Origin of the sequence: Geobacillus sp. 46C-IIa (assembly GCF_014679505.1) — a bacterium.
In the GTDB taxonomy this organism is placed as follows: domain Bacteria; phylum Bacillota; class Bacilli; order Bacillales; family Anoxybacillaceae; genus Geobacillus.
Genome location: NZ_CP061474.1, coordinates 1,854,148 through 1,866,272 on the forward strand (window position 1 = coordinate 1,854,148; position 12,125 = coordinate 1,866,272).

Below are 12,125 nucleotides of genomic sequence, written 5' to 3' on the forward strand. Positions count from 1 at the left end.
CCTCTTAACCGGCGGGCAGGCGGGGAATGTTCATGAAAAACGATGGGGGACAAGTTACATCCCCATCGTTTTTTCGCTCGTTAACATTGTCGTCACCGCTCCGACGACCGTGACGACAACAAACGAATAAATAAACGGCACCGAGTCAATCATGAGGCTTCCGACGGAAATAATGCAGGCGTCAATGAGAAAGATAATGACTCCGACGTTCCAACCCGTCCATTTGGCGATAAACTGAGCGAGCAAATCAGTGCCGCCCGTGCTTGTCTCTTCGCGCAGCATCAAGCCGATGCCTGCGCCGACGAGCCCCCCGCCGATGACTGCACTCAAGAGCGGGTCCAGTGTAACAAGGCCGCGCAAAACCGACAATACGTCAATCATCCATGACGAGAAAAGAAGGCCGTGCAAGCTGTTGTAAAAAAACGGACGATAATAAAACCAAGCCGCCAAATAAAGAGGAACGCTTAAGATGATCATCGTCAGGCCTGCTTGAACGTGCCAGCCATATTTGGCGATCAGCCCAAGGCCGATCATCCCCCCGTCAAGCAAATGATGGGGAACTAAAAAGACGTTGATGCCGATGCCAAGCAACACGCTCCCCCCAACGATTGCCATTATTTTTCTCATCACCATGGTTGATCCCTCCGCCACGTTGGCCATTCGGCCAACAAAAAACGAACAACATGTTCCCATATGTATGTATATGGCCTTTCCCGGTCAAGCTTGTCTCTTTTTTGCTGCGCCGGCGCAGGAAAACAACGGATCGTTTGGCGGCTCGCGGACGAAAAACAAAAAATAAGAGGCTAGGCCTCTATGCCTAGCCTCTTATTTTTGTGCTTTTGTCGTCTCGTCGTCGTCGATGATGCCTTTTGTTGCATTTTTAAATTCACGCAACGTTTTCCCGGCTGCTTGTCCCAATTCCGGCAGCTTTTTCGGACCAAAAATCAACAAAGCGAAAAAGACGATGAGCGCAATTTCCCCAAAGCCGATGTTCATGTTTGTCACTCCAATGTTCAAACGTCATTTTTTAAGTCATTATATCATACCAGGGCCATACGTGTCATCGGCTTTCCCTTGACAAACCAGCGGCGGCTTGCCCGGCGCTTATCGCTCCTCGAGCAGGCGTACCGGCACATCTTGCTCGCGTTCCGGCTCATCGGCGAAATAAATGCGCGCCATTTCCTGCTCTTCATCGACGTGTTGAATGATCACCGGCTTTCCTTCATACGTCACCGGAACGATCTCCCCAGCCTCGGCAATCCGTTTTGCCCGGAGCAACTCCATTTCCTATTCGCCCCCTTTCGCGCTGTCTTCCGCTTGCGTCCGCAAGCTTTTCCAAAACAACTCATCGCTGCAGACGATCTCATGCAGTTCGCCTTCGTCCCCTTTAGCATTAATGATTTGCAACAACTGCGTCATATCCTCGGTTTCATGCCGACCGTTTTTCACGAAATCATCACCTTTCTTTGGCAAACTCATGTCATGGGCAGCCGTTCCCTACAGCCGCCATGTTTCAACGGTTGACTCCCCCAAAAAGAAGGAGTATGATTCGAATTGGTGTGTATAGAAAGGAGGAAACACCGTGAAGGAGCGGGACTATTATTTTGACAACGCGAAGTGTGCGTTAATGCTCCTTGTCGTGTTTGGCCACTTTCTGCGCCCGTACATTGACAGCGTCTTATGGGTGCACAGCTTGTATACGTGGATTTTCTTTTTCCATATGCCGGCGTTCATTTTCATCTCCGGCTATTTCGCCAAAAAGTTCCATGAGCGCGGCTACTTGCAAAAAATCACAAAAAAGCTGCTGTTTCCGTATATTTTGTTTCAACTTCTATATTCCGTCTATTATTTCTTTTTGTATGACAAGCGGTCGCTTGAGCTCGATTTATTGACCCCGCACTGGAGCTTATGGTTTTTGCTTAGCCTGTTCAGTTGGAACGTCTTGTTGCTATGGTTCGGCCGGCTGCCAAAGCGAATGGCGCTGCCGCTCGCGCTTTTGCTTGGGCTCGCCGGCGGCATGATGGAAGCGGAAAAATGGCTGAGCTTGTCAAGAACGCTCACGTTTTTCCCATTCTTTTTGCTCGGGTTTTTCTTCGAAAAACCGGCAATCGAGCGCTTGTTTGCCGCATCGATGCGCCTCGTTTCGCTAGTCGTGCTTGCCGGCATGTTTTTGCTCATTCACTTTGGCTTTCCAGATTTGCCGCAAGATTGGCTGTACGGTTCAAAGTCATACGATACGCTTGGCGTCTCCGAACCGGCCGGCATCGTGAGCCGTCTTGCCATTTACGGGGCGAGCTTGCTGATGATGTTCAGCTTCTTATCGTTCATCCCGGGACGGCGCTTCTCTTTTTCCGTGCTGGGAGCGCGCACGTTTTACATCTATATCTTGCACGGGTTTATTTTAAAATATTTGCACGAAACGCCGTTCCCTGATTTTATTATGGATGTGCACGGCTATCCGCTTCTGCTTGCACTATCGGCCGCCGTGATGCTCATCCTCGGGAGCAAACCGGTCATTCGGCTCGTGCGGCCGCTTTTGGAATGGCGGTTGCCAAAATGGCGACAGACAGCATCGTAGCGCGCAAAAAGGGTGTCCCGCAAATGGGACACCCTTTTTGCGGCGGGTTCGCCGCCGTTTAGCGCGGGCGGGCGGCCCGCACCGCCGCTGCCAACGCTGCAGCCGCCGCTTTTGGCGCTGGAGCGGAAGCGATGGCGCTAATGACTGACACGCCATCCGCTCCGGCTTCAATGACCGCTGTTGCATTGTCAACCGTAATGCCGCCGATGGCGACAATCGGGATCGCGATTCCTTGTTCGCGCAGGTGGCGGAGAACGCCGGGACCTTGCGCTTCGCTCGCATCGTCCTTTGAGTGTGTCGGGTAAATCGGACCGACGCCGATGTAGTCGGCGCCCGCTTCGATGGCCGCTCTCGCCTCTTCGACATTATGCGCCGAAACGCCAAGAATTTTATCGCCGATCTTCTCCCGCACGCGCCGTGCGTCTTCATCGTCTTGACCGACGTGGACGCCGTCGGCATCAATGGCGATGGCCAGCTCAACATCATCGTTGACGATCAACGGCACGCCATACGCGCGGCAAAGGCGCTGCAGCTGCCGAGCCAGCGCTTCTTTTTCCGCCCCTTTTAAGGCATTAGCTCCTTTTTCGCGAAATTGAAACAGCGTCACGCCGCCGTCAAGCGCCTCTTTGAGCACATCGGCGGCCGGGCGTTCACTGTTTTGGCTTCCCATAATAAAGTAAACGGCAAGCCGCTCTTTCATCTCCTCGCTCGCAATGCGCGCCATGGCTCTCACTCCCCGTATTGCCGATATGCCCAATGGTTCGTCGGCCCGTGGCCCTGGCCGATGCCGAGCGGCTGGGAGATCGCCGCCTGCACGAACGATTTCGCCGTCCCGACGGCATCGACCGGATGTCTTCCTTTTGCCAGCTCCGCCGCCACCGCTGCGGCGAACGTGCAGCCGGTTCCGTGCGTATGGCGCGTGTCAATCCGCTTGCTTTTGAAATACGAAAATTCGCTGCCGTTATATAATAAGTCAACCGTCTCCTCACCCTCATCGTCATGGCCGCCTTTAATGACGACATAGCGGGCGCCCATGCGGTGGAGAAGGCGCGCCGCTTCCCGGCGGTCATCCATCGTGCGAATGGCGATGCCGGTCAACGCTTCCGCTTCGGGAATGTTCGGCGTAATGACAAACGCCAGCGGCAACAGCGCCTCTTTCAGCGCTGCCACCGCCTCTTCCTGCAACAGCGGGGCGCCGCCTTTAGCGATCATCACCGGGTCGACGACAAGCCGCTCCCAACCGTGCTTTTTCACTTGTTCCGCAACGGTGCGGATGATATCAGCGCTAAACAGCATCCCGGTTTTAACCGCATCCGCGCCCAAGTCGGCCGCAACCGATTCAATTTGTGCGGCCACCGCTTCAGCCGAAAGCGGGTAGACGCCTTGCACACCGAGCGTGTTTTGTGCGGTCACCGCCGTAATCGCCGACATGCCAAAGACGCCAAGCTCTTGAAACGTTTTTAAGTCCGCTTGAATGCCGGCGCCGCCGCCGCTGTCCGACCCGGCAATCGTCAACGCTTTATACACCGTCATCGTTCTCCTCCCCTTTCACCGTTGTTCGACCCGTCCATCCCGCTTCACATCATCGGCGCCAATGCGAGCCAAGGCGTCCAAAAACGCCGCCTGAAAGCTGCCCGGGCCGTGTTTTTCGGCTTCGGCGGCCGCCTGTTCAGCCGCAACCCCGTAATACGCCAGCGCCGCCACCGCCGCCTTCACAACATCCGGCTCAACGGCGGCAAACGCGCCAACTACCGACGTTAGCAAACAGCCTGTTCCCGTCACTTTCGTCAACAGTGGATGGCCGTTGCGGATCAAATATGCTGCCTGTCCATCGGTGACGACATCTTCTTTTCCGGTAATCGCCACAACGGTGCCAAGCTTGGCGGCCGCCCGTTTGGCCAAGGCGACCACGTCCCCGCTTCCTTCGCCAGCATCGACCCCTTTAATCATCCACGGTTCACCGATCATATTGGCGATCTCCGCTGCATTGCCGCGCACGGCCGCGAGTTTGATCTGTTCGGCGATGCGGCGCGTCGTCTCCGTTCGGTAGCTGGTCGCTCCGGCGCCGACCGGATCGAAAATCACCGGCACGCCAGCCTCATTAGCCGCCCGGCCGGCAATAAGCATCGCCTCGACTTCCGTCGCGTTCAACGTTCCGATATTCAACACAAGCGCCCCGGCAAGCTTCGCCATCTCGGCCACTTCCTCTTTCGCATACGCCATCACCGGCGAAGCGCCAAGCGCTAGCAGTCCGTTCGCCGTAAAATTCGTCACGACGACATTCGTGATATTATGGACGAGCGGGTTCGCCTCTCGCACTCGCTCAAGCAATTCCGCCCATTCATGCCAGTTGTCCATCTCCGACTCTCCCCTTTCCGAGCGAAACCCTTTGCTAGTTTTTCTGCTTGGCAGCGTAAGTGCGGCTGCCATGCTCCGACTAACGAAATGATGAGTTCGTCCCATCCATCAGTCTACTCTTTCTTTTTTTCAATTGCAAGAAAAGAAAAAAAGGCGGCGCCAAACGCCACCTTCCCTTCCTCCTGCTACGGCCGCGTCCATTCCGCGGCATCCGGCTTGTCAGTCGGCGCTGCCGGCGACAGCCGCTGCGGCAGCGGCCAGTTCCATAAATCTAAATCAATGATATAACGCGGCCGCCGCTTCGTTTCTTTGTAAATTTTCCCGATATACTCACCGATCAGCCCAAGCGCGATGAGCTGCAATCCGCCCAACAGCCAAATCGACGTGATCAGCGATGTCCAGCCTGTTTGCGTATGCCCGGCCCACTTTAAAAAAAGAAAATACGCGCCAAATATCAGACTGACGACAAAAGAAACGAACCCAATGAGCGAAATGAAACGGATCGGCGTGATGCTGAACGATGTCACGCCATCGAGCGCAAAAGCGATCATTTTTTTCAACGGATATTTCGTTTTCCCGGCCAGCCGCTCCTTCCGATCGTAATAAACGGACGCTGACCGGAAACCAAGGAGCGGGACGATGCCGCGCAAAAACAAGTTCACTTCCCCAAACTGTTCCAACGCGTCAACAGCGCGCCGGCTCATGAGGCGGTAGTCGGCATGGTTGTAAACGAGGTCGACGCCAAACATCTTCATTAACCGATAAAATCCTTGGGCGGTATGGCGTTTAAACCATGTGTCCGTGTCGCGCCGCCGGCGCACGCCGTAAACGATATCATAGCCTTCGCGAAACTTTTGCACAAACTCGCGAATGGCCGACAAATCGTCTTGCAAGTCAGCGTCGATTGAAACGAGGCAATCGGCGTGCGCTTTAGCCGCAAGCAGTCCAGCCAACAGCGCGTTTTGATGGCCGGCATTGCGCGCTAGTTTCAGCCCCTTCACTTCCGGGTAGCGCAAGCTCGCCTTGTAAATGAGCTTCCACGTGCTGTCGCGGCTGCCGTCATCGACGAACAGAAGCGCACTTTTTGGCGAAATGAGCCGCTCTTCGATCAGCTCTTCGCGCAATGCCCGCAAGCGGCCGATTGTCTCAGGCAGCACTTCCTCCTCATTATAGCACGGCACGACAATGGCCAATATCGGGTCAGACATGTCATCTACCTCCTTCCCGCACCACTTTGTATAAGTAGATCGTCCAAGCCGACTCATCAGAGCGGAACACCCGTTCAAGGCGAAGGGCGTTTTCCGCTGCGTTTTCAATCGGCAGCGCCGAAAAAATGTAGCGCCCGCCCATCTCGTAAAACGCCTCCGTGTTCAATTCAAGATGGCGGATCGTCCGTTTCGAGTTTTTCTTAAACATATAGCGCTTGCCGAGCTCATCGACGAACAAGTAACAGCGCCCGCCCCACTCATCGAAATACTCGCGCAGTTTTTTGTTTTTTTCGAGTTCTTTGGCAATGATGCGGCGGAAGCGGTATTTATATTCCAACGGATAGAAATTGTTGTACGTATCAAGTGTGTAAAAACCGTTGTATTGCGCGATCACCGGATGGATGCCAATGCTGGCGACGCGGTATGTATGCACAGGACGGCCGATATATTCACGAATGTCAGCAAACTGCTTTTCGGCGTAAAATTCACGGAACGACGGTTTATTGCGGTAGACGATTTCCTCGTTATACGAGATGAGCACCAACAGCTGCAAAGCGATTGCCGCCGCACCGACCGCCCGCCACCTTCGCCCTTCCTGCCAAACAATTTTCAGCGCCATCGCAAACAAGACATAAATGACCATCGGCCGCAAGAAATGATAGCGGGCAAAATTGAACTTATCGAGCAAATCAAATCGTTCGGTAAGCGGCAGCCATCCTTTGTAAAACCAAAACGCATACCACGTAGACAAGGCAAAGTTCAGCACGTGCAGCACGACAAACGGCATTTCCTGCCGCCAACGCTTCCGTTTCCAAACGAAATACAAGGCGATCAACGTCACCGGCAAGATGACGAACCCGTGCACGGTCATCACATGCGTGTGCCCGAGCACGTAGTTTTTGAACGTCAACCGAATGACGCGCCAAAGCGGCAAACGGGCGTGGAAATATTCGTCACGGCTCGTCGGTTCATCAGAAAACAAAAGCGAATGAACGAGCCGGTAATCGACCGCCAAATAGAGCGTTGTCATATAGGCGATCGCGGCGAAAAACCGCCAGTTCCAGCCTTTGCCGCGGATGATGTCAATCAGCCACCAAACACCGAGCGCACTTAAGAAAAAGAAAAAGCCGAGAACAAAACTTGAATACAGCGGCAAGAACGTCAACACCGCCCAGTTCACCCATGAGCGCTCGCCGTTGCGGATGTTTAAAAACGCCCAAAGCGCAAGCGGCATGCCGAGCGTGCTTAACATTCCCGACGGCCAAAACGGTGTCAGCGCAAACGTCAAAGCAGCGCCGATGCGAATCCACAGCCAACGACGGTCTGGCAAGACATGCGTTTTCAACAGCAAATACATGCCGATGAACGCAAAGACGCGAGTGATCGCTTGGCTGATTCCGTAGGCATAAACGGACGGAAACAAAGCATGGAGCCAAACGATGCCGCTGAATTCCGTGCCGAACGCGTTGCGCGGCAGCCCGTTAATGATCTGCGGAATGATCCCATCGACCGGCCCGAACAATTCGCCGCTGCGGGCGAGCACTTTATACCAAGCGATGTTCGAGTCCAAATTGTCGTGAACGCGCATATGGGCATCTTCACCGAGCACAAAATACGGTGACACGTACAAGGCGATGGCAAGCAGCGAGAAGAACAGGAGTCGCTTTTCAATCGCCGGCACCTTTTCTCCTCCTTTCGCCCGGCTCATGTCTTTCCTTATTTTTCAACACATAAGGAAAATTATTCATGATGGTGGAAAAAAGCGGATGTCAAATAAAAAACCGCTGGCGGCTCGGCTAAGCCAAGCGACAGCGGGTTTCGCATTCATCTTTTCAACCTTGTACAAGAAAAGGGCCGATACGCAGCGAGCTTTTTTCGCTGCGCACGGAACGATCATAATGAAATTGCCCCTCCCGTAAACTGCCCATCACCTGCGCTTTCAGGGGTGGGGCTTCAAGCGATTGGTGCGTGTTCGCCGAACGGTAAGCCACACGGAAAAACCCTTCCCTTCGTTCCGAAGGAGTCCGTCCGAACTGTAAACGCCCGATTCGTTGGCGATGGCCACCCGGCGTTCCTCTCCCGCCTACTCATTGAGCGATTGCCTGCACGTTCCTTGAGGCGGAAGATTTTTCCGGAAATGACGTTAAAGACAGACAACCTGTTTGGCCGGCTTGACACTAGGAACAATGCCGCCGTATGATCGGGCAACTCGTTTTCTTTCGGCCGTGTTAAGCGGAGAACAAGGCGGCCGGATTGCGGACAACCATTTGTTCCAGCTCTTTGTCGCCGATCCCTTCGTTTTTCAACGCCGGGAGGATGTTCACAAACAAATGCTCGACATGCCAGTTGTTCATCATTTCGGCAAACGGCTCCGGCAGCGTAAACGGGCGGCCAAGCCAAAGATTGACCGTATCATGGGAAAGCATGATCCGATCGGCATACCCGTCGCGAAGAAGGGCAAGCAGCGTGCGAACCCGTTCGTCATCAGCCGGCGCGCCGACCATTCCTTGAATGCCGAAGCGATCAAAAGCGATATAGACGCCGTAAGCTAGCGTTCGGCGGTGGTAATCTGGGTCGGTGTTGCCGCACATATGGCCGATGACGATTTTTTTCGGATCGGCGCCGTGCTCAAGCAAATAGGCAGCTTGCTCCGGCCCCATCGTTCCTTCTTGCGTGTGAGTGATGATGACCGCGCCCGTTTCTTTTTGCGCGCGGGCGGCGGCGCGGAAAAACAACTTCTCGTACTCGGTGATGCGCCCTTTGCTTGAGGCAAGCTTAATGACGCCGGCTTTGACCCCCGTGCCGGCAATGCCTTCGGTCAATTCGGTCATAAACATACCATAAATGTCGTCCTCAGCGGTCCCGAGCAGCTGGCGGAACTTGAAATACGGCGGCGCCCCTTCCCCTTCATAGTAATAGCCGGTGGCGCAAATGATGTTCAACCCGGTTTCTTCAGCGACGCGCCGCAAAAACGCCGGATCGCGCCCGCAGTCATTCGGCGTCGGGTCAACGACCGTTTGGACGCCGTGCCGTTTCATTTTCTCCGCCGCTTCGATCGCCACGCGAAGCGCTTCGTCTTCGCGGAACGGGCCGTTTGTCACATCGCCTTGAAAACCGGGATAACCGAACAGGAAATGCTCATGGATGAGCGTTTTGCCGAGCTGATCCGCCGCCACTGGGCCAAGAACCGTCTCTACCATCGTTGCCATTAGGCGTTCGCCCCTTTCCCCGCTTTTTCATATTCTTCTTCTTGCAATTTCCGCCAAAGCAGCTTGCCGCTTGATGTCATCGGCAGTGACGGACGGAACTCGACGAGGCGCGGGTATTTGTACGCCGCCATTTGCGTTTTGGCCCACTCGATGATCTCTTCTTCTGTCACTTTGCCCACATACTCGTCGTGAAGGACGATAAACGCTTTGACCGTTTCGCCGCGGCGCGGATCCGGCACGCCGACGACGCACGCCTGCTGGACGGCTGGATGTTTATAAAGGAACGATTCGACTTCGGTCGGCCAAACTTTATATCCGGAAGCATTGATCATCCGTTTGACGCGGTCGACGATGAAGAAATAACCTTCCTCGTCCATCCGCCCGATGTCACCGGTGCGGAAAAACCGTTTTCCGTCCAATTCAATGAACGCCTCTTTCGTTTCCTTTTCACGCCGGTAGTAGCCGCGGAACACTTGCGGGCCATGGACAACGATTTCCCCAACTTCACCAACGCCAAGCTCCCGTCCGGTCGCCGGGTCGATGATGCGTGCATCAACATCGAATGCCGGCACGCCAAGGCATTGCAACTTCGGCCGATCCGGCGGATTGAAATGCGTCTGCGAAATCGTCTCCGACAACCCATACCCCTCAAAATAGCGGACGCCGGTGAGCTCGAACAATTTTTCCCCGACCGCTTCCGGCAGCGCCGCTCCACCGCCGGAAATGCTTGAAAGCGAGGAAATGTCATACCGGCCAAGCGCCGGGTTGGCCAAAAAGTCGATCAACATCGTGCTAATGTTCACCCAATGGGTGCAGCGATACCGCTCGATGAGCCGCGCAGCGGCGTCCCGGTCCCAGCGCGTCATGAGCACGATCGCTGAGCCGGCAAAAATCGGCACATGCATGCTGTGCACCATCCCGGTGACGTGGAAAAACGGCAGCGTCGCCAAGGCGACCGAATCGCTCGTCACATTGCCCCAATAATAGGCGCCGACCGTGTTGGCGTTCACCGTCCGGTGCGGGTGGATGCAGCCTTTTGGCACCCCAGTCGTCCCAGATGTATACGGCAAGACAGCAATGTCATCGACATGGCCGCGGTATGGAAGTGGCGGCAAGCCGGCATCAAGGCAATCCGCCCATAAGGAGAGACGCACATCCTTGACCATCCGCCGCGGTGCTGCCACTTCAGCAGGCAAAGCAACCGATGATTCATTGGACGCATAATCGGAGTACGCAGCGACAATGATATGCTCAAGCGGCGTCCGGTCGAAAAGCGGAACGGCTTTGTCAAGCAGCTCCTGTCCAACAAGACCGACTTTCGTTTCACAATCGTTGACGTAAAAGGAAAGCTCTTCTGAGGTGTTCATCGGGTTGATCGGCACGACAATCGCTTCAGCACGCAAAATGGCATAGTAGGAGATGATAAATTGCGGAGAATTTTGCATGTACAACAGGACGCGGTCGCCCGGCTTGACGGACAGCTTTTGCTGCAAGTAGCCGGCAAGCGCGTTGACGTCATCGAGCAGCTGTTTGTACGAATATGCAGCTCCGTAGTAATAGACCGCCGTTTTGTTCGGATAACGCTTTGCCGTCGTTTCCAAATGATCGACGAGCGTTGTTTCCGGAACGGTCAGCGTTTTCGACAGCCGCTTCGGCCAGTATGGGTAGTGGCGTGTATTCATAAAATTCCCTCCTTTTTCAAACGATGCCGCAACGCAGCAACCTCCACTTTAGGAAAGCGGTTACAATACTACCAATATGCACAAGCTCCTTGATCATGATGCTTACTAACCAGTTAGTATGTATCCCGTCTCTTTTATTGTACATAAAATTATGCTGAATATCAATAACATTCAGACAAATAGGGAAAAAGAGGCGCCGCCTACAATAGGCGGCGCAGCACCGGCACGCACGCGGATGTTGAAGCGACGATGACATCGGCATCATCCGGCTTCGCCAAACCGTACGCGTCAATCAACATCGTCTGACAGCCGAGCTGGCGGGCGGGAAGAATATCGTTTCCGACATTGTCGCCGACGCACAGCATTTGCTTGTACTCAACCCCAAAGCGCGCCCGAATCGCTTCCAAATGGGCAACCGTTTTAACCGGTTTAGCGGCTTGGAAAATTTTATAATGGAATACAGCCGCCAGCCCCAGCTTTCGCAAAATCGCTTCACTGTCCGGTTCCGGGCTGTTTGTCATCAACACAAGCGCCGTTTTCTCGCGCAGCTTGGCGAGCGTCTCGGCAAGCCCCGGAGCCCCCTTCATGTTAAACTCCGGCCCCATCATCCATTCGCGCGTTTCTAAAAATGCGGCATATGTATCCTCGTTCGTCAATCCGTAATGGCGGCCAATCGAACTTGGCACCCACCAAAGATCGCCGATGCTGAAAAACCGATCCAAGTCGATCGTGACCGCCCCGGGATAGAGCGCTTCGGCGGCGCGGGCCTCCAGCTGTTCGCCGCTCCAGCGGTGCGCCTCGCGAACAGCTCCTTTCTCAAGCTGTAAAATCAAATCTTCTTTTGTATCATACACACTGCCAATGCGAAGCGGGTGGCGCCCGGCAAGCACCGCCCGGTAATCGTTCCAAAAAAGCGGGCGATCCGTTTCCTGAAGCCGTTTCGCCACTTGTTCGGCGTAATAGTCGAAATGCTCTGTTTCCTCGTACAACGTTCCATCTAGATCAAACACGATGACCTTAATAGTTGCCTCGTCCATTGTTCGGTTTGTCTCCTTTCCCCACCGCTATGGCCCTTGTGCACTGAGCCATA

Annotated in this window: 13 protein-coding genes; 1 reads left to right on the plus strand and 12 read right to left on the minus strand. The window is 54.5% G+C overall.

Annotation, left to right across the window (positions count from 1 at the left end; all coding sequences use genetic code 11):
* Positions 1–54: 54 nt before the first annotated feature.
* From IC803_RS09300 to IC803_RS09315, 4 genes are all read right to left on the minus strand, one after another.
* Positions 55–633 carry a YitT family protein gene (locus tag IC803_RS09300; protein WP_369826924.1) on the minus strand — a complete coding sequence of 193 codons (579 nt, stop codon included), beginning with the start codon at positions 631–633 and terminating at the stop codon, positions 55–57.
* A 192-nt stretch (positions 634–825) separates the two neighbouring features.
* Complete coding sequence (locus IC803_RS09305) at positions 826–996, minus strand: twin-arginine translocase TatA/TatE family subunit (protein WP_011231011.1); 171 nt, start codon at positions 994–996, stop codon at positions 826–828.
* A 108-nt stretch (positions 997–1,104) separates the two neighbouring features.
* The gene (locus IC803_RS09310) at positions 1,105–1,284 is read right to left on the minus strand and encodes an H-type small acid-soluble spore protein (RefSeq protein ID WP_081207551.1); all 180 of its coding nucleotides are present in this window, start codon (positions 1,282–1,284) and stop codon (positions 1,105–1,107) included.
* A 3-nt stretch (positions 1,285–1,287) separates the two neighbouring features.
* Positions 1,288–1,449, minus strand: coding sequence for a hypothetical protein (locus tag IC803_RS09315; protein WP_369826925.1), 162 nt, complete (start codon positions 1,447–1,449; stop codon positions 1,288–1,290).
* A gap of 133 nt (positions 1,450–1,582) precedes the next feature.
* Here IC803_RS09315 and IC803_RS09320 point away from each other — a divergent pair, with 133 nt between their 5' ends.
* Positions 1,583–2,578 carry an acyltransferase family protein gene (locus IC803_RS09320; protein WP_081207553.1) on the plus strand — a complete coding sequence of 332 codons (996 nt, stop codon included), beginning with the start codon at positions 1,583–1,585 and terminating at the stop codon, positions 2,576–2,578.
* A gap of 58 nt (positions 2,579–2,636) precedes the next feature.
* Here the strand turns inward: IC803_RS09320 and thiE are convergent, their stop codons facing one another.
* The 8 genes from thiE to IC803_RS09360 form a co-directional block, all read right to left on the minus strand.
* Positions 2,637–3,302 carry a thiamine phosphate synthase gene (thiE, locus tag IC803_RS09325; protein WP_081207554.1) on the minus strand — a complete coding sequence of 222 codons (666 nt, stop codon included), beginning with the start codon at positions 3,300–3,302 and terminating at the stop codon, positions 2,637–2,639.
* 5 nt (positions 3,303–3,307) lie between these two features.
* Complete coding sequence (gene thiD / locus IC803_RS09330) at positions 3,308–4,111, minus strand: bifunctional hydroxymethylpyrimidine kinase/phosphomethylpyrimidine kinase (RefSeq protein WP_081207555.1); 804 nt, start codon at positions 4,109–4,111, stop codon at positions 3,308–3,310.
* Positions 4,112–4,126: 15 nt separating this feature from the next.
* The gene (gene thiM, locus IC803_RS09335) at positions 4,127–4,936 is read right to left on the minus strand and encodes a hydroxyethylthiazole kinase (RefSeq protein ID WP_081207556.1); all 810 of its coding nucleotides are present in this window, start codon (positions 4,934–4,936) and stop codon (positions 4,127–4,129) included.
* A gap of 185 nt (positions 4,937–5,121) precedes the next feature.
* Positions 5,122–6,144, minus strand: a complete 1,023-nt coding sequence (locus IC803_RS09340; RefSeq protein ID WP_081207557.1) for a glycosyltransferase family 2 protein — start codon at positions 6,142–6,144, stop codon at positions 5,122–5,124.
* Between the two features lies 1 nt (position 6,145).
* Entirely contained in the window at positions 6,146–7,825 is a 1,680-nt protein-coding gene (locus IC803_RS09345; protein WP_190304187.1) for a DUF6044 family protein, read from the minus strand.
* A 547-nt stretch (positions 7,826–8,372) separates the two neighbouring features.
* Positions 8,373–9,353 (minus strand): phosphotriesterase family protein, encoded by a 981-nt coding sequence (locus IC803_RS09350; protein ID WP_081207559.1) that lies wholly within the window; start codon positions 9,351–9,353, stop codon positions 8,373–8,375.
* Positions 9,353–11,035 carry a long-chain fatty acid--CoA ligase gene (locus tag IC803_RS09355; protein WP_081207560.1) on the minus strand — a complete coding sequence of 561 codons (1,683 nt, stop codon included), beginning with the start codon at positions 11,033–11,035 and terminating at the stop codon, positions 9,353–9,355. The genes IC803_RS09350 and IC803_RS09355 overlap by 1 nt, the downstream gene beginning before the upstream one ends.
* A gap of 200 nt (positions 11,036–11,235) precedes the next feature.
* Positions 11,236–12,072 (minus strand): HAD family hydrolase, encoded by an 837-nt coding sequence (locus tag IC803_RS09360; RefSeq protein WP_081207561.1) that lies wholly within the window; start codon positions 12,070–12,072, stop codon positions 11,236–11,238.
* Between the last annotated feature and the right edge of the window lie 53 nt (positions 12,073–12,125).

What these genes read in the sequence shown, in the direction of transcription:
- thiE (WP_081207554.1), bottom strand. Translation starts at nt 3,302, where the DNA reads ATGGCGCGCATTGCGAGCGAGGAGATGAAAGAGCGGCTTGCCGTTTAC.
- IC803_RS09350 (WP_081207559.1), bottom strand. Translation starts at nt 9,353, where the DNA reads ATGGCAACGATGGTAGAGACGGTTCTTGGCCCAGTGGCGGCGGATCAG.
- IC803_RS09340 (WP_081207557.1), bottom strand. Translation starts at nt 6,144, where the DNA reads ATGTCTGACCCGATATTGGCCATTGTCGTGCCGTGCTATAATGAGGAG.
- IC803_RS09300 (WP_369826924.1), bottom strand. Translation starts at nt 633, where the DNA reads ATGGTGATGAGAAAAATAATGGCAATCGTTGGGGGGAGCGTGTTGCTT.
- IC803_RS09360 (WP_081207561.1), bottom strand. Translation starts at nt 12,072, where the DNA reads ATGGACGAGGCAACTATTAAGGTCATCGTGTTTGATCTAGATGGAACG.
- IC803_RS09305 (WP_011231011.1), bottom strand. Translation starts at nt 996, where the DNA reads ATGAACATCGGCTTTGGGGAAATTGCGCTCATCGTCTTTTTCGCTTTG.
- thiD (WP_081207555.1), bottom strand. Translation starts at nt 4,111, where the DNA reads ATGACGGTGTATAAAGCGTTGACGATTGCCGGGTCGGACAGCGGCGGC.
- thiM (WP_081207556.1), bottom strand. Translation starts at nt 4,936, where the DNA reads ATGGACAACTGGCATGAATGGGCGGAATTGCTTGAGCGAGTGCGAGAG.
- IC803_RS09355 (WP_081207560.1), bottom strand. Translation starts at nt 11,035, where the DNA reads ATGAATACACGCCACTACCCATACTGGCCGAAGCGGCTGTCGAAAACG.
- IC803_RS09310 (WP_081207551.1), bottom strand. Translation starts at nt 1,284, where the DNA reads ATGGAGTTGCTCCGGGCAAAACGGATTGCCGAGGCTGGGGAGATCGTT.